Annotated in this window: 12 protein-coding genes; 6 read left to right on the top strand and 6 right to left on the bottom strand. The window is 70.5% G+C overall.

Going from position 1 to position 15,601, the window contains the following annotated elements; genetic code table 11:
* Positions 1–186 precede the first annotated feature (186 nt).
* Genes rutA through OG588_RS48890 form a run of 3 tightly spaced genes read left to right on the top strand, consistent with a single transcriptional unit; the run spans position 187 to position 3,429 of the window.
* Positions 187–1,260: a pyrimidine utilization protein A gene (gene rutA / locus OG588_RS48880; protein WP_405952975.1), complete on the top strand. Its 1,074-nt coding sequence runs from the start codon at positions 187–189 to the stop codon at positions 1,258–1,260.
* Positions 1,261–1,291: 31 nt separating this feature from the next.
* Positions 1,292–2,803 (top strand): MFS transporter, encoded by a 1,512-nt coding sequence (locus OG588_RS48885; protein WP_405952976.1) that lies wholly within the window; start codon positions 1,292–1,294, stop codon positions 2,801–2,803.
* On the top strand, positions 2,800–3,429 hold the full coding sequence (locus OG588_RS48890) for an isochorismatase family protein (RefSeq protein ID WP_405952977.1): 630 nt from the start codon (positions 2,800–2,802) through the stop codon (positions 3,427–3,429). Before OG588_RS48885 ends, OG588_RS48890 begins: the two co-directional genes overlap by 4 nt.
* Before the next feature lie 57 nt (positions 3,430–3,486).
* Here OG588_RS48890 and OG588_RS48895 read toward each other — a convergent pair whose 3' ends face one another.
* The 5 genes from OG588_RS48895 to OG588_RS48915 all read right to left on the bottom strand — a co-directional run bounded on the left by OG588_RS48895 (position 3,487) and on the right by OG588_RS48915 (position 8,896).
* On the bottom strand, positions 3,487–5,505 hold the full coding sequence (locus tag OG588_RS48895; protein ID WP_405952978.1) for an ATP-binding protein: 2,019 nt from the start codon (positions 5,503–5,505) through the stop codon (positions 3,487–3,489).
* Between the two features lie 301 nt (positions 5,506–5,806).
* Positions 5,807–6,739 (bottom strand): 2,3-dihydroxyphenylpropionate 1,2-dioxygenase, encoded by a 933-nt coding sequence (locus OG588_RS48900; RefSeq protein WP_405952979.1) that lies wholly within the window; start codon positions 6,737–6,739, stop codon positions 5,807–5,809.
* The gene (locus OG588_RS48905; protein WP_405952980.1) at positions 6,736–7,614 is read right to left on the bottom strand and encodes an alpha/beta fold hydrolase; all 879 of its coding nucleotides are present in this window, start codon (positions 7,612–7,614) and stop codon (positions 6,736–6,738) included. Before OG588_RS48905 ends, OG588_RS48900 begins: the two co-directional genes overlap by 4 nt.
* Positions 7,611–8,114, bottom strand: coding sequence for a cupin domain-containing protein (locus OG588_RS48910; protein WP_405952981.1), 504 nt, complete (start codon positions 8,112–8,114; stop codon positions 7,611–7,613). Before OG588_RS48910 ends, OG588_RS48905 begins: the two co-directional genes overlap by 4 nt.
* Positions 8,114–8,896: an SDR family oxidoreductase gene (locus OG588_RS48915; RefSeq protein ID WP_405952982.1), complete on the bottom strand. Its 783-nt coding sequence runs from the start codon at positions 8,894–8,896 to the stop codon at positions 8,114–8,116. The genes OG588_RS48910 and OG588_RS48915 overlap by 1 nt, the downstream gene beginning before the upstream one ends.
* 98 nt (positions 8,897–8,994) lie before the next feature.
* Between OG588_RS48915 and OG588_RS48920 the strand changes: the two genes are divergently transcribed.
* The 3 genes from OG588_RS48920 (at position 8,995) to OG588_RS48930 (ending at position 12,167) form a co-directional block, all read left to right on the top strand.
* Positions 8,995–9,780, top strand: coding sequence for an IclR family transcriptional regulator (locus tag OG588_RS48920; protein WP_405952983.1), 786 nt, complete (start codon positions 8,995–8,997; stop codon positions 9,778–9,780).
* A 324-nt stretch (positions 9,781–10,104) separates the two neighbouring features.
* On the top strand, positions 10,105–10,569 hold the full coding sequence (locus OG588_RS48925) for a cupin domain-containing protein (protein WP_405952984.1): 465 nt from the start codon (positions 10,105–10,107) through the stop codon (positions 10,567–10,569).
* A gap of 2 nt (positions 10,570–10,571) precedes the next feature.
* A complete protein-coding gene (locus OG588_RS48930; protein ID WP_405952985.1) occupies positions 10,572–12,167 on the top strand; it encodes a flavin-containing monooxygenase in 1,596 nt (531 codons plus the stop codon).
* 6 nt (positions 12,168–12,173) lie between these two features.
* Here OG588_RS48930 and OG588_RS48935 read toward each other — a convergent pair whose 3' ends face one another.
* A complete protein-coding gene (locus OG588_RS48935; protein ID WP_405953410.1) occupies positions 12,174–15,383 on the bottom strand; it encodes a TIM-barrel domain-containing protein in 3,210 nt (1,069 codons plus the stop codon).
* Positions 15,384–15,601 lie beyond the last annotated feature (218 nt).

Raw genomic sequence — 15,601 nt, forward strand, 5'->3', positions numbered from 1 at the left:
ACATGTCTGTCAACAGGCAGCGCTCCAGACCGAGTTGCGTCGGTGTTCCACCTGTGTGCGCTCGGGTGACAATACTCGGCATCCGGGGGAACGGGTCGTCGTGAACGGGTATGGAACCCCTTGATCATGCCCGCACGTTGTCACCCCGTCAGGCTCACCCCCGCCCACCCGTCACACAGGAGCGGCATGGACATCGGCGTATTCATCCCCATCGGCAACAACGGCTGGCTCATATCGAAGAGTTCACCCCAGTACCTGCCGAGCTTCGAGCTGAACAAAGCCATCGTGCAGAAGGCCGAGGAGCACGGGCTCGACTTCGCGCTGTCGATGATCAAACTCAAGGGGTTCGGCGGCGAGACCGAGTTCTGGGACCACAACCTGGAGTCGTTCACGCTGATGGCGGGCCTGGCCGCGGTGACGGAGCGCATCAAGCTGTACGCCTCCACCCCGATCCTCGTCCTGCCCCCGGCGATCGTCGCCCGCATGGCCACCACGATCGACTCCATCGCCCCCGGCCGCTTCGGCATCAACATCGTCACCGGCTGGGCACCCGGCGAGTACTCCCAGATGGACCTGTGGCCCGGCGACGAACACTTCGGCAACCGCTACGCCCGCGCCGCCGAGTACGTCAATGTGATGAAGGAGCTGTGGAGCGAGGGCGTCAGCAACTTCAAGGGCGAGTTCTACGAGATGGACGACTGCGTGCTCTCACCGCGCCCGACGGACGGGCACATCGACATCGTCGCGGCCGGGCAGAGTCCCACGGGCATCCGGTTCGCCGCCGAGCACGCCGAGTACAACTTCATCCTGGGCAGCGGCGTCAACACCCCGCTCGGCCTGTCGGACACCACGGCCTCGCTCGTGGACGCGGCCGCGGAGACCGGCCGGGACGTCGGCGCGCTCTCCCTCTTCATGATCATCGCCGATGAGACCGACGAGGCCGCCCAGGCGAAGTGGCAGGACTACCACGACAACGCCGACCACGCCGCGCTGGCGTACATGGCCGGCGAATCGGCCACCGACACCACCGCCGACGACACCTCCACCGCCCGCACCATCGTGCTGCCCGAGGGCGCGGTCAACTTCAACATGGGCACGCTGGTCGGCTCGTACGAGACCGTCGCGAAGCTGCTCGACGAGGTCGCCGAGGTCGAGGGCACCAAGGGGATCATGCTCGTCTTCGACGACTTCCTGGCGGGCCTGGAGAACTTCGGCACCCGCATCCAGCCGCTGATGAAGTCACGGTCGCTCGCCGGGTGACCGGCGCTCCGGACGGTCCGGGCGTGCGGTCGTGACCGTCGGCCGAAGTCCGTGGCGGGTGTTCGCGGCCACCGCCGTGGGGGTGGTGGCCGTGTTCCTCAACATGAGCGGACTCGCCGTCGCGCTGCCCACGATCACCCGGGAACTGGGGGCGGACCCCGGGCAGGCCGACTGGATCCTGCTCGGCTACATGCTGGTCACCACCGCGCTGATCCTCGTCTTCGGCCGGATCGCCGACATCGTCGGCCGCCGCGGCCTGTATCTCGCCGGGCTCGTCGTCCTCACCACCGGGACCGGGCTCGCGGCGCTCTCCCCGTCGGCGGGATTCCTGATCGCGGCCCGGCTCGTGCAGGCCGTCGGTGCCGCCGCCGTGATCACCAACAACACCGCCCTGCTGACCGACGTGTTCCCCGCGCGCACGCTGGGCCGGGCCCTCGGCTGGAACGTCACCGTGGCCGCCACGGCCCAGGTCGCCGGACCGGTCGTCGGCGGCGCGGCGACCGAACTCCTCGGCTGGCGTGGGCTGTTCGTGATCTGCGTACCGATCGGGCTCGTCGCGATCGGCGCGTCGGTACTGGCCGTTCCGGCGAGCGGAGCGCGGGTCGGCGGAGGCCGTGAACCGTTCGACCTGCCGGGCGCGCTGCTCTCCACGGCGATGCTGACCACGCTCGTCCTCACCCTGACACCCGGCGTCACGGCCACCGTCGCCGGCTGGCTGCCATGGGCCTGCGGCGCTGCGACCGTCGCGCTGTTCGCGGCCTTCGTCGCCGTCCAGACGCGGCGCGAGCACCCCCTGGTCGACGTGACGCTGCTGCGCACCCGCGCGATCGCCCTGGTGCTCGCGGCCGTCCTCGCCAACGCGGTCGGCAGCTACGCCGTCGTCCTCCTGGCGTCCCTGCACGAGCAGGCGGTCGGCGGTGCCACCTCCCTGGAGGCGGGGGTGCTGGTGACACCGGTCGCGGCCGGCACGCTGATCACCTCGGCCGCCGCGGGTTCCCTCTTCGACCGCTTCACCCCGCGCACGCTGACGACGACAGGCATGGCGGTCACGGCGTGCGGGCTGCTGGGGTTCTCGCTGACCCTCTCGACGACGACCGTGCCGTTCCTGGCCGTGGCCCCGTTCCTCTTCCTCGTCGGGGCCGGCACCGGACTGTTCATGACACCGAGCACGAGCGTGCTGATGCTGTCCGTGCCGGCCGACCGGCGCGGAACGGCCAACGGCCTGCGGTCCACCACCCAGAACGTGGGCTATCTGCTCAGTACGGCCCTCGCGCTCGCGTTCACGACGACCGGGCTGAGCGAACCGGCCCGGCAGGCCGCCTACGACGGGACACTGAACACACTGAACGTGCTCGCGTCGGGGGAGCTGCACCGCTTCGTCGCCAACCTCCGCGCCACCGGGTTCCTCCTCACGGGCATCGCGGTGCTCGGGGGACTCGTCTGCCTGGCGTTCCCCACATCGCTGCGGGCACCCCGTACCGCCGAGGACGTCGCCATCAACACCCCACCGGAGTCCGCCACTTCACGAAGGACGTCGCCATGACCGCTTCCCCGCAGGAGGACTACGAGCGCGCCGGGTTCGACGGGCGCCTCACCCCCGGCACCTCCCCGGCACTGATCCTGGTGGACCCCGCCCGCGCCTACGTCGACCCGGACTGCCCGCTCTACGCCGGGGTCGAACCGGCGGTGGACGCGATGAGGCTCCTCCTGGCCGCCGCACGCCTGGCCGGGATCCCGGTGATCGTCACGCGGGTGCTGTTGCGGGCGGACGGCAGCGACGGCGGCCTCTTCCTCCGCAAGGTGCCCGTCCTGCGGGTGTTCGCCGAAGGCAGCCCCTTCGGTGAATTCATCGACGGCCTGGCCCCGGCACCGCACGACCTGAGCGTGACGAAGCAGTGCCCAAGTGCCTTCTTCGGCACCTCACTTGCCGCCCGCCTCACGGTCGACGGCATCGACACCCTGTTCATCGGCGGACTCTCGACGAGTGGCTGCGTCCGGGCCACCGCGCTGGACGCCCTGCAGCACGGATTCGTGCCGATCGTCGTCGAGGAGGCCGTGGGCGACCGGGATCCGGACGTCCACGCGGCGAACCTCTTCGACATCGAGCACAAGATCGGCGAGGTCTGGCCGCTCGGGCGCGTGCGGGAGCACCTCGCGTCGCTCGGCTGAGCCCGGCCGGTCCTGACGGCCTTTCCGTGGTGTCGGGTCAGGGTCTGTGCTGCCGGGTCAGGAGGGGAGCGGGCCGTGCATCACGGAGGCCAGGCCCTGTTCGGCGTCGTCGTTCAGCGCGGTGCGGAAGGCCCTGTCGTAGGCGTCGTCACCAACTGCCTTGCGGGCCTGCAGTTCCCATTGGTCGCGGACCTCGGAGAGTTCGGGTGTGCCGTGGTTCGGATGGCCGAGCATGCGCCAGAACGTGTTCCCGGTGCCGGACGTGCGCGCGGCCGCGATGCCGTTGCCCTGGACCGCGTTGGCTCCGGTGAGGAGGTCGAGCGCGAGGGCGATCCCGAGATTGTCGTTGAGGTTGTGCTTGCTGGCGAGCATGTCCCGCGCATGGCGCTCGGCGTCGTGCGCGCGGCCCTGGAGAAGGTCTATGAAGGCGAGTTGGTGGAACGCGTACGACCGCGCCCAGTGCTCGCCGTAGCGGACGCTGAGCCGGCGCAGGGCGATGGCCGCCTCGTACGCCTCGGACAGCCGGCCCAGCGCGGAGTGCGCGAAGGTCCGGATCACCATGCAGCACAGCTGCGGCGCGCCCGACGGCGCTGAGGTGCCGTGGGTGATCAGGGCGTGGTCGCACACGTCGTACGCGAGCTCGGGGCGGCCGGCCATGAGGTGGGTGAGGCCGAGGGTGTGGGCGGCGAAGAGCACGGACTGCGGTGTGCCGTCCTGTCCCGCCGCCTCGGTGCACTCCTCCCCGATACGCAGGGCGGTCCCGTGGTCGCCCTGGAGGGTGAGCGTGATGCCCAGGGCCCAGAGCGCGCGGGTGCGCGAGGGGCCCGGAGGGGTGTCGAGGGCGAGGACGCGTTCGAGATAGTCACGGGACTCGTGGAGGTGCCCGCAACAGGGCCAGAACAGGCCCGTACGGCCGGCCATCTCGACGGCGGCCTCGGGATCCGCCTCGATCAGGTGGTCGAGCGCGGCGCGTACGTCGGCGTGGGTCGCCGCGATCCGCGCGTACCAGGCGACCTGCCGGTCACTGAGCCAACCGGCCTCGGCCTCGCCCAACATGGCGGCGAAGTGCGCTGCGTGGCGCCGGGCGAGGGCGTTCTCCTCACCGAGCTCCGCGAGCCACATGGCTCCGTACTCGCACAGTGTGTCGAGCATCCGGTAGCGGGTGCCCACCTGTTGGAGGACCGACTGGTCCACCAGCCGCTCCAGCAGCCACGGGATGTCGTCCTCGTCGAGCGGGCCGCCCGCGCAGACGGACATCGCGTCGTCCGCTTCGAGGGGGCCGCGGAAGACGGAGAGCCTGGCCCACAGCAACCGCTCCAGCGGGGAGCACAGTTCATGGCTCCAGCCGATCGCCGTACGCAGGGCGCGGTGGCGCCGCGGCCACACCGTCTCGTCCACGAGCGTGTCGAGCCGTGAGCCGAGACGTTCGGCGATCTCCGTGAGGCTGTTCTCCCGCAGGCGCGCGCAGGCGAGTTCGACCGCGAGGGGGATTCCCTCCAGACGCCGGCAGATGGCGGAGACGGCCTCGGCCGAGCCGGGGGCGTCGAGGGACAGCGCGGGCGCGGCCGTGGCACAGCGCTCGCGGAACAGGCGTACGGCGTCCGAGCCGCCGTCCTCGTCCGTGGAGAGCGGAGCCACCTCGATCCGGTGCTCGATCCGGACCCCGATGGCCTGTCTGCTGGTGGCGAAGACCGTCAACTGCGGTGCGGCGGCGAGGAGTTCACTCACCAGCAGCAGACAGGAGGCCAGCACCCGCTCGCAGCAGTCGAAGACGAGGAGGACCTGCCGACCGGCGAGCCACTCGCACAGCGCCTCGACCGGGGCGCGCGGATTGTGGTCCAGGAGATCGACCGCGTCGCAGACCGTGGCGGTGAACAACCGGTCGTCGTAGAGGTTGGACAGGTCGATCCACCAGACCCCGTCGGCGTACTGCCCCCGGACCTGCTCCGCGACACGCAGCGCCAGCCGGCTCTTGCCGACACCGCCGCCACCGGTGAGCGTGACGCAGCGCCGCTGGGTCAACGCCGTTTTGACTGTGTCGAGTTCGCTTTCGCGGCCGACAAAGGTGGTCGTCATCACTGGGAGGTTGCCTAACACGGTCCCATCCTGCACGGCCCGGACGGCGGGCTAAACCCTCTCCTTGAAAACGGTCACAAGCGATCGGAATTGGCGACTGTTTGATCGGACGGGTGCTGTGGCCGACGGGGTGAAGTGCGGCTGCGGGTGTATCGATTCGCCGGTCTCCCGTCGGCCTGCGGCGACGGCCGCCCGCGCGAGGTGGGACGGCTCGACGGGCGCCGGGATGCGTGGACGCGGGCACGGATTTTCGGAGCGTGATTCCTTCGTCTTCCGTACACCCGTCACCGCTTCGGGCATGTCAGCGCACCTCGAAGGTTGCCCCGATCCCCATACCCGTGATCCATTCCGGGACCGGTTCGTACGCGGTCCACACCAGCGGTGTCCGTGCCGCGGCCTGTCCGATCAGCCAGGTGCGGACCTCGTGGCCGCCGCTGCCCGCCTGCTCCTCAAGGCCCGCGTCGCCGAGGGCCGCGATCGGCTCGGACTCCCCGGTACCCAGCTGCTTGAGGAACCAGCGGTCCCAGGCGCTGTTGACGTGGGCGTGCGGGTCGCCGCCCATCGCCCGCACCCGGGGTTCGCGCGCTGCCGCGAAGGCGCGGGCGTCCTCGCGGCCGTGGATCACCGAGTGCCGACGGTCCTCGGCCATTGCCGGATCGCGCGGGTCGTTGGTGGGCAGCCAGTGGGAGAGTCCGCCGCTCGCGACGACCAGCACGCGGCCGGCGCCGCTGCCGCGCAGGGCGTCGCCGAGCGCCCGGCCGAAGCCGATGCAGCGTTCCATGGTCGGCAGCGGGGGAGCGGCGGTGTTGACGACGAGCGGCACCATCGGAATGTCGGTGCCGCCGCAGACCATCTCGTAACTCTGCACGAGTCCGTGGTCGACGGTCAGGGAGTAGGACAGCGACAGGTCGAAGCCCGCGCGGGTGAGCCCGTCGTACGCGGACCAGGCCAGTTCGCCGGCGACCGGCAGCGGGCCGGGCCGACTGCCGAAGTCGCCGAATCCGACGGCGTGTTCGACACCGATGAGGAACGGCGGCATCGCGTCGTAGAAGTTCGCGTGGAAGTGGTCGGGACCGATGACCACGACCGCGTCCGGCGCGAGTTGCGCCACTGTCCGGGAGAGCCGGGCCGCCTCGGCGAGGAAACGGCCGCCGGGCTGCTCGGGGCCGTCGGGCGGCAGCAGGGTGGCGAACGGGGAGTGGGACATGGCGACCAGGCCGAGGATCTCGCTCATACCGGGTCCTTGCCGAGGAGAAGGAAGTCGCGGTGGGCGCGCAGGAATTCGGCGGGCTTCTCCCACTGCGGCCAGTGGCCGGCATCCTCGATGACGTGCAGGCGGGCGTCAGGGAGCCAGCTCTGGAGCAGCGCCGCCTCGTCGAGTCCGCCGGTCGGGTCGTGGTCGGTCCACAACAGCAGCGTGGGCGCGGTGATCCGGCCGACCCACGTCGGGTCCCACGCGAAGTCCTTGCGCACTACGGGGTCTTGGAGCACCAACGTGTTCTCGATCGCGCGCAGGAAGCCGGGGCGGCCGTAGACCGCGCGGCGCAGGTTCACCAGTTCGTCGGTGACCATCGAGGTGTCGTGGAAGAGGAACTCGACGCGGCGGCGCACGGTTTCGTCGCTCGGGTCCCGGACGGCGGCCAGGGTGCTCTCGCGCATCCGGACCATCACCTCGGGCTTGTTGGCGATGTTTCCGGGGGTGTTGAGCACGAGCCGTTCGACGCGCTCAGGGTGGTACGCCGCGGTCCACGCGGTCACCCAGCCACCGAGCGACTCGCCGGACAGATGCGCCGAGTCGATCCCCAACGCGTCCATCAGGCCCAGGAGATGAGCGGAGAGCACGTCGATCGTGTACGGCCGGTCCGGCAGGTCGGACCAGCCGTGGCCGACCATGTCGTAGGCGGTGACACGGAAGTCGGCGGCGAGCCCGGCGATGTCCCGGGCGTAGGCCTCGAGATGGCCGCCGGTACCGTGCAGCAGGATCAGCTCGGGGCCGGAGCCCGCGCGCAGCACCCGGGTGCGGACGCCGGCGACGTCGACGAAGCGCAACTCGTGCTCCACGTCGGAGAGTTCGCCCCAGATGCCGATGTGGGCGGGCAGCGGGCTCATGCCTGCTCCTCCTTGAATCGTGCGCGGGCTTCCGCGACCGTGACCAGGCCCGCGCTCTGCCGGCGGCCGACGCCGAGCAGGTTCAGCAGACGGGAGTTCTCGATGGTGAGGAACTCGACCGGCTCGGTCTCCGAGTCGTTGTAGTGGCGGTGCCAGGTCCAGGGCGGGGTGTAGATGAAGTCGCCGGTGGCCCAGGGTTCGGTGTCGTCCTCGACCTCGCTGTGGCCGCGCCCGCTGATGACGAAGTGCACCGTCTCGTGGTGGTGGCGCTGCATGTCCGAGCTGAGACCTGCCGGGATGGTCTGCCGGAAGAGTTCGAAGCTGGCTGTCGGCAGCAGTCCGGCGATCGCCAGCACGGTGGGGTTGTGCACCTGGTCGGCCGGCAGGGGCGCGAGTTCGTCGGCGTGCACGACGACCGGCCGCGCGGCGCCGGGCTGCACGGTGTCGTGGATCGAGCCGAGGAAATCACCCATGGTGAAGCCGGATCCTGATTCCGCCATCAGATCGTCTCCGTCCTTCCGCCGTCGACCGTGAGTACGGTCCCGTTGATGTACGCCGCGTCGTCGGAGGCCAGGAACGCCACGGCCGCCGCGATCTCCGCCGGGCGCGCGGCGCGACCGGCCGGAATGTGCGCGAGGTCCTGCGCGTCGAGTTCGTCGAAGCCGAGGTTCGCGGCGCGCGCCCGGTTGGTCAGGATCTGCGTGCGCCGCTCGGTCGAAGTGGCGCCGGGAGCAACACAGTTGACGGTGACTCCCGCGGCCGCGAACTCGCGGGAAAGCAGCTTGGCCGCGGCCGTGACCGCCGAGCGCAGCACCACCGACGCGGCCAGGTCGGGCTGCGGCTGCCGTACCGCCGTGGACGTCACGAACACCACCCGCCCGAACCCCCGCTTCGCCATGCCCGGCATCGCAAGGCGCGCCAGCCGCAACGGGCCGAGCAACAACAGCTCGGACGCCTCCCGCCACCGCGCGTCGTCGAGGTCGAGGATCCCGCCGGGCGGCGGACCACCGGCGTTGAGCACCAGCACGTCGAGACCGCCGTACCGGTCGTCGACCTTGTCCATCGCCGCTGCGGCCGCGGCCGGATCGGCCATGTCGCTCACCAGGGCGTGCACCTCGCGCGCCGGACCGTCGCCCACGGCGCCGCTGAGCCGCGCGGCCGCGGCTTCGAGGGCGTCGGCACGCCGACCGGTGATCACCACCCGGTCGCCCGAACCCGCCAGCCGCTCCGCGACCGCGTGCCCGATACCGCTCGCACCGCCGCCGACCAATGCTGTCCGCATGATGTTGGCATCCTCCCGAGTCCGCCCCGTGTCCGCCGGCCGGGACAGCCGAGCCTTCCCCTTGTCCGGCGGGCGGGGACAGCCTTAGCGTGACCGGCATGACCCCCGGCGAACAAGGGACGAGTCCCACTGCGCGGGACGGCAAGGCCGAGACCTCGGGCCTTGAACGCGCGGCGGCGATCCTCGGCGCCTTCGACGCGGCGCACCGCGAGCTGACCCTCTCCGCGCTCGTGGCCCGCTGCGGACTGCCCCGGTCGACCACCCACCGCACCGCGGACCGGATGATCCGGCTCGGCTGGCTGGACAAACCCCAGGGCCACTACCGGATCGGCAACCGGCTCTTCGAGATCGCGAGCCTGGCGCCGATCCGGCTCGAACTGCGCGAGGCCGTGCTGCCCTACCTGCAGGACCTGCACAGCGCGACCAGGACCACCGTGCAGCTCGGCGTCCTGGACGGCGCGCAGATCCTGGTCGTCGAGAAGATCACCGGCCACCGTCCCATGCCGATGCTCTCCCAGGTCGGCGGGATCGTCCCGGCGTACTGCTCGGCGCTGGGCCGGGCCATCCTCGCCTACAGCGAGACCGAGACCATCGACGCCGTGCTCGACGCCGGAATGCCGCCGCGCAATCCGCGCACGCTGACCACCAAGGAGGCCGTGATCCGCGAGCTGACCGCCGTCCCGGCCAGGGGCTGGGCGGTGGAACGCGAGGAGGGCAACATCGGCGTGAGCTGCGTCGCCGCCCCGATCTTCGGCCCGTCCGGCGGGGTCGCCGCGGCGCTGTCCGTCACCGGTCCCACCGCTCTGGTGCGCGCCGACCGGGCCGGGCCTGCGGTGCGGCTCGCTGCGGCGGCGGCTTCTCGGGCCTACAGCACGCGCCGCTGAAGTCAGCCCAGTGGGTGGGACGGTTGATTGTGCGTCGACCGCGTTCAACGGCGCTGCGTTGCGGCCCCGATCTTCGGCCCGCCGGGCGGGGTCACCGCGGCCCTGTCCGCCACCGGTCCCACCGCTCTGGTCCGCGCCGACCGGGCCGGGCCCGCGGTGCGGCTCGCTGCCGCTGCCGCCTCGCGGGCCTACAGCACCCGCCGCTGAAATCGTCCCAGCCGGTGGGACGGCTGATTGCGTATCCGCCGTGCCGAACCGACGCTGATCGCAGCGGACCAGCGCCGCGGTCGGACGGGCCGCGGTGGCGACCGGAAGGAGACGACGGTGACTCTAGGCGGTGGCTACATGCTGCCCTCCCGCGAAGGACACAAGATCGCGGCGCTCGGACTGGGCATCACCCTCAAGGCGGACGGCGAGGCGACGCACGACGCGTACTCGCTGTTCGAGTACACGGTCCCGCCGGAGACCGACGGACCGCCGCCCCATCTGCACACCCGTGAGGACGAGTCCTTCATCTGCCTCGCCGGACGGCTCGACGTGCACCTCGGCGGCAGGGACTTCGTCCTCGAACACGGCGACTACCTGTACCTGCCGCGCGATGTGATCCACGCCTTCCGCAACCCCTACCCGGAGGAGTCGCGCGTCATCTCCGTCGTCTCGCCCGCCGGCCTGGAGGGCTACTACCAGGCCCTCGCGGAGATGCCGCCGGGACCGAAGGACATCGGGCTGATGAAGAAGATCATGGCCGACTTCGGCATCGAGCTCCAACTGCCCCCCGAGGTCGCGTGACCATGAGGATCGCCATCATCGGAGCCGGCCTCGCGGGCCTCGTCACCGCGAAGGTACTCACCCAGGCCGGACACCGCACGGACGTGTTCGACAAGACCCCGGACGTGGGCGGCGTATGGAGCCGCACGCGCCGCTACCCGGGCGTCACCACGCAGAGCCCGAAGGCGCAGTACTCGTTCTCCGACTTCCCCATGCCCGCGGACTTCCCGGAGTGGCCCGACGGCGCCCGGATCCAGTCCTACCTCGCCGACTACACCGCCCACTTCGACCTCGAACGCACGCTGCGCCTGAGCACCGAGGTGCTCTCGGCGCGGCCGACGGCCGACGGCGCCTGGAGCGTCGAGTACCGCGACTCCGCGGGCACCCACGCCTCGGAGACCTACGACCGACTCGTCGTCGCCAACGGAGTGTTCTGCGAACCGGCGGTACCGAAGTTCGACGGCCTGGCGGAGTTCACCGAGGCCGGCGGCCAGGTGTGCGCGGGCACCGAGTTCCACGACGCCGAGCAGGCACGGGACCGCAACGTCCTCGTCGTCGGCTACGGCAAGTCGGCCTGCGACGTGGCCGTGCCGATCAGCTCCGTCGCGGCCCGCACCGACGTGATCGCGCGCCAACTGCTGTGGAAGGTCCCGCGCAAGATCGGCGGCAGACTCAACTTCAAGATGCTGCTGCTCACCCGGCTCGGCGAGGCGCTGTTCCGGTACATCCGCCCGCGCGGCTTCGAACGCTTCCTGCACGGCCCCGGCAACGGCCTGCGCCGCCGGATGATCAACTCCATCGGCACGGTGTCGATACGTCAACTCGGCCTGAAGCGCCTCGATCTCGTGCCCCGGGGAACGATGGAGGACATCGTGCGCGGCGCCATCGGCCTCGCGACCGAGGGCTTCTTCGAGGCCGTCGAGGCGGGCGCCATCACCGTCCGCCGGGACCGCACCATCGAGCAGCTCCTCGTCGTGGACGGCAAGCCATCCGCCCGCCTGTCCGACGGCACCACACTGCGTGCGGACCTGGTCGTCTGTGCCACCGGCTTCACCCAGGACGTCCCGTTCCTCCCCGAGAAGGTGCGCGAGCAACTGTTCGACGAGCGCGGCAACTTCATGCTCTACCGCCAGATCCTGCCCCTTGGCATTCCGGGCCTGTACTTCAACGGCTACAACTCCTCCTTCTTCAGCCCGCTCAACGCCGAGATCGCCGCCCTGTGGATCGCCGCCGACCTCGCCGACGCGGTGGAGACACCCGACACCGAGACCATGCGAGACGCGGTCGTCGAGCAACTGGCCTTCATGGACGTCGCCACCGACACCCACCACTGCCGCGGCACCAAGATCATCCCGTTCTCCATGCATAACGCCGACGAAGTCCTCGGCGACCTCGACCTCAACATCAACCCGCTGATCCGCGCTGCCCATTGGCTCGGACCGGTGGATCCGGCCGCGTACCGTCGGCTGACCCCGATGCTGCTCAAGCGCCTCGCGTCGGGCGAGTGCAGAGACCGGGACCAGCCCCGCCCGCTTCCCGTCCCGGGCTCCCCGGCCTCGGATTCAGGGCCGGGGAGTACGGCGCGGGAGCGCCTGACGAAATCTCCGTCGCAGGGCTGAGGCCGGTCAGCCGTACGTCACGGTGATCGGCGTGCGCGCGCTCCGCACCGGGAGCGTGACGGTCAGGGTGCGGGTCGTGCTGTCGAAGTGGTTGGCATCGGCGGGGAGTTGAGCCCCTCCCACTCGGACGGTGCTCGGGGCGGCGACACCGATGAGGGAGACGGTCCACTGCCGGCTCTTCACCTGGCCGTGGAAGGTCCCGGTCGGAGGGGTGATCGTCACCGTGTGCCGGGTGCCGTTCTCCCGGTACCGGATCTTCGTGAGGGCGCTGTGGCCGCGCCCGGTGCCGGTGGTCCCGTCGTCCTCGTAGAGGGCGGTGGAGCCGGAGGCACCTGCCGCGACGGTGAGCGTGACCTTGGTCAGCGGGTTCTTGTCGTTGCTGGTGACGTCGTTCGTGCGGGTCGGGATGACGGCGCCCGCGCGGACGAACACCGGCATGGTGTCGAGGCCGTTGGTGATGTTCTGGGTGGTGCCGCCGGCGTAGGTCTGCCCGGTGAAGTAGTCGGTCCACTGACTGCCCGGCGGGAACCACACCGAGGTCGTCGCCGTGGTGCCGGGTGTGGTGACCGGCGCGACGAGCATGTCGGGGCCGTAGAAGTACTCGCTGCCCGAAGTGGCGTACGCCTGCGGCTCGTTCGGGTACTGGAGGTACATCGGGCGGGTGACCGGGACGCCGGTCGTGTTGGCCTGCTGCGCGAGGGAGTAGGTGTAAGGCACCAGGTTCTCGCGGAGGTTGAGGAACCTGTCGGCGGAGGCGCGGGCCGCCGTGCCGTACTGCCAGGGCAGGCGGTCGCTGTGATTGCTGTGCAGGCGGTCGATGGGCTGGAAGGTGCCGAGCTGGACCCAGCGGGCGTACATGTCGTCGGGGAGTTTGTGCGTGGTGTGGGTTGTGCCGTCGGCGGTGTAGGTCTCCGAACCGGTCAGGTTCGTCGTGTCGTTGTGACCGCCGATGTCATGGCTGATCGCCGACATGCCGGTGGCGGCCGCCTCGCCGGGGGTGTAGCCGACCTCGGCCTTCAGGGTGCCCCAGGTGGAGGAGGTGTCGCCGGTGAAGTGGACGGTGGTGCGCTTGTCGGCCCACGGCCCGGTGGGCAACCCCTGCTGGCCGCTGTAACCGCCCGCCTGGAGCGAGCCGTAGGCACGGGAGACGGCGAAGCCCCGGCCGATCGTCTTGTCGGCGTCCGTGGCGTACTGCTGGTTGATCCACGCGTCGGGAGTGACACCGGGCAGCGAGGACTGGGAGGCGTCGCAGCACCAGTCCAGCCACCAGAAGTCGTTGCCCTGCTGGTCCATCGTCTGATGCAGGTCCATGTACGCCTTGAACTGGTCGGGGTCGCCCCAGTCGAAGGTGTAGCAGTCCCCGGCACTGCTGCTCGCGGCGGGCGCGCAACCCCCCTTGTGCAGCTTGCCCTTGGCGGTCGCCTGGGCCGGCGCGAACTGCGGGTCGCTGCTCAGGATGCTCGGGTGGATGTTGAGCGTGTTGTGCAGCCCCTGAGACGCGGCCCAGTCGAAGAACCCCTTCGGATCAGGGAACTTGGACTGGTCGATCTCCCAACCGCTCCATGTATTGGGCGACTTGAAGTCCGTGTCGGTCACCAGAACGTCGAGCGGCACACCCTCGGCACGGAAGGCGGGCAGGATCCGGTTCTCGTAGTCGGCGGCGGTGCGGTCGATGTACTCCGAGTACCAGACGCCGTAGGCCCATTGGGGAAGCAGTTCGGGCGGACCGGTGAGGGTGGCCAGGTCGGTCAGCGCCCGCTGGTAGTCGTGGCCGTAGCCGAAGACATAGCCGTCCTGGTACGGCGCGCCGCCGTGGGAGGGGCGCTGGGTGACCTGATGGGTACCGGTGTCGTACAGGGCGGAGGCGGTGTCGTCGAGGAGGTACCAGCCGTCCTTGTACAGCAGGCCGGGCGTGGTGGCCGGCGCCCCGTTGTCGCCGTCGACGCCGTCTAGGCTGCGGCGGTAGCCGCCGAGCGCCAAGTGCGGTTGCGGGGCTGGGGAGTTGGTGGCGGTGACGGAGGCCGTGTCGAGATTGACATGGCAGCTCGCCGCGTCCGGACAGCCGAGGGCGATGTCGTTCGCTCCGGCCTTCAGAGTGATGGGGACGGTGGCGGTGCTCCAGGTGTCCCAGTTGGCGGTGACGGGCAGCGACAGCGTCCGCGTGGTGCCGCCGGAGGACACCGTCGCCGTACGGGTCTGGTAGAGCCCGTCGCTGCCGGTGGCGTTGGCGTAGCGGACCTGTAGCGCATAGGTGCCATCGGCCGGTACGCCGACCACGTGGGTCAACGCACCCGCGCCCTGGTTCAGTTCGGCGAGGAAGCCGCTGCCGGAGTAACCGGTGTGATCGGTTGCGGTGATCGCCGTACCCGAGACGCGGTCGGCCTCGGCCTCGCAGTTCACGCCGTACCCGCAACTGGTGATCGCGGTGGTGGAGATGGGCGGGAAGCCGCTGCCCCGGTTCACCAGGGCGACGCTGTCGAGGTTGACGTCCCCGGAGTCGGCGGCGGTCCTCGTCAGCGTCAACGTGTGGTGCCCGGCGCCGAGTTGGACCGCGCTGCTCGCCAGCCCCCAGGTGTCCCAGTTGGCGGTCGTGGGCAGGCTGAGCGCGCGGCTCGCGCCGCCGTCCACCGAGAGGGTGAGGGTGCGGGTCGTGTTCTGGCCGTCCCCGCCGACGGAGTTGGCGTACCGCGCGTCGAACGTGTACGTCCCCGCCGTGCTGACGTCGACATCGGCCGACACGGAGTCGCCCGTCCCCTCGAATCCGGCGAGGAACCCGGACCCGGTGTAGCCGTCGTGGTCCGTGGCGACACCGGCCCCGCTGTGGGGCAGTTGCTCGGCCTCGCACAAAGCGCCCAGGCCGCAGGTCAGCCGGTGCCACGGGCCGGCGTCGACCGCCGACCCGCCGGCCGACAGGTGCACGGAGAGGTTCTGCGCGTCGAACGGCCCTGAATCCACTTGGTACTTGAGGGTGAGCGCGCTCGTGGTGATGGTCAGCCAGCCGTTGGAGGTGCTCGATGTGTACGGGGGCGGCGTGAACGCGGTGCGGCCGATCGCGTTGAACGTCGCGCTGTCGGTGAACTTCCCGTCCTGCGCGTACTCGGTGCGGATCAGGGTGGGGGACAGGACCTGGAAACGCGCGTTGCCGGACGTCACCGACGTGGTGCGGTGGCCCGACACCACATGCGCCGAGGCCTCCCCGGCGCCGGTCACGAGCATGGCGGCCAGGGTGCTGATGAGGGCGAGGACCGTGACGCGTCTTCGCGGGATGCGGGTGGTGCCCAACGCCGATCGTCTTCTCACGGACAGCTCCGTCCTGGTGTGGGGCCACCTGGGCCCGTGGTGGAGGTGTGCCGGTTCCCGTTCGCGCGTGGTGGAATCTGCCGCTGCCCGACATCGTTGTCAACCCTTGCGGTTGAGGGTTCCTGTGCGCATCC

The organism is Streptomyces prunicolor (genome assembly GCF_045162825.1).
Lineage (GTDB): Bacteria > Actinomycetota > Actinomycetes > Streptomycetales > Streptomycetaceae > Streptomyces > Streptomyces prunicolor.

Bases quoted from the DNA above. Each gene is read 5' to 3' on its own strand.
- rutA (WP_405952975.1), top strand. From the start codon at position 187: ATGGACATCGGCGTATTCATCCCCATCGGCAACAACGGCTGGCTCATA.
- OG588_RS48890 (WP_405952977.1), top strand. From the start codon at position 2,800: ATGACCGCTTCCCCGCAGGAGGACTACGAGCGCGCCGGGTTCGACGGG.
- OG588_RS48895 (WP_405952978.1), bottom strand. From the start codon at position 5,505: ATGACGACCACCTTTGTCGGCCGCGAAAGCGAACTCGACACAGTCAAA.
- OG588_RS48900 (WP_405952979.1), bottom strand. From the start codon at position 6,739: ATGAGCGAGATCCTCGGCCTGGTCGCCATGTCCCACTCCCCGTTCGCC.
- OG588_RS48905 (WP_405952980.1), bottom strand. From the start codon at position 7,614: ATGAGCCCGCTGCCCGCCCACATCGGCATCTGGGGCGAACTCTCCGAC.
- OG588_RS48910 (WP_405952981.1), bottom strand. From the start codon at position 8,114: ATGGCGGAATCAGGATCCGGCTTCACCATGGGTGATTTCCTCGGCTCG.
- OG588_RS48915 (WP_405952982.1), bottom strand. From the start codon at position 8,896: ATGCGGACAGCATTGGTCGGCGGCGGTGCGAGCGGTATCGGGCACGCG.
- OG588_RS48920 (WP_405952983.1), top strand. From the start codon at position 8,995: ATGACCCCCGGCGAACAAGGGACGAGTCCCACTGCGCGGGACGGCAAG.
- OG588_RS48930 (WP_405952985.1), top strand. From the start codon at position 10,572: ATGAGGATCGCCATCATCGGAGCCGGCCTCGCGGGCCTCGTCACCGCG.
- OG588_RS48935 (WP_405953410.1), bottom strand. From the start codon at position 15,383: ATGCTCGTGACCGGCGCCGGGGAGGCCTCGGCGCATGTGGTGTCGGGC.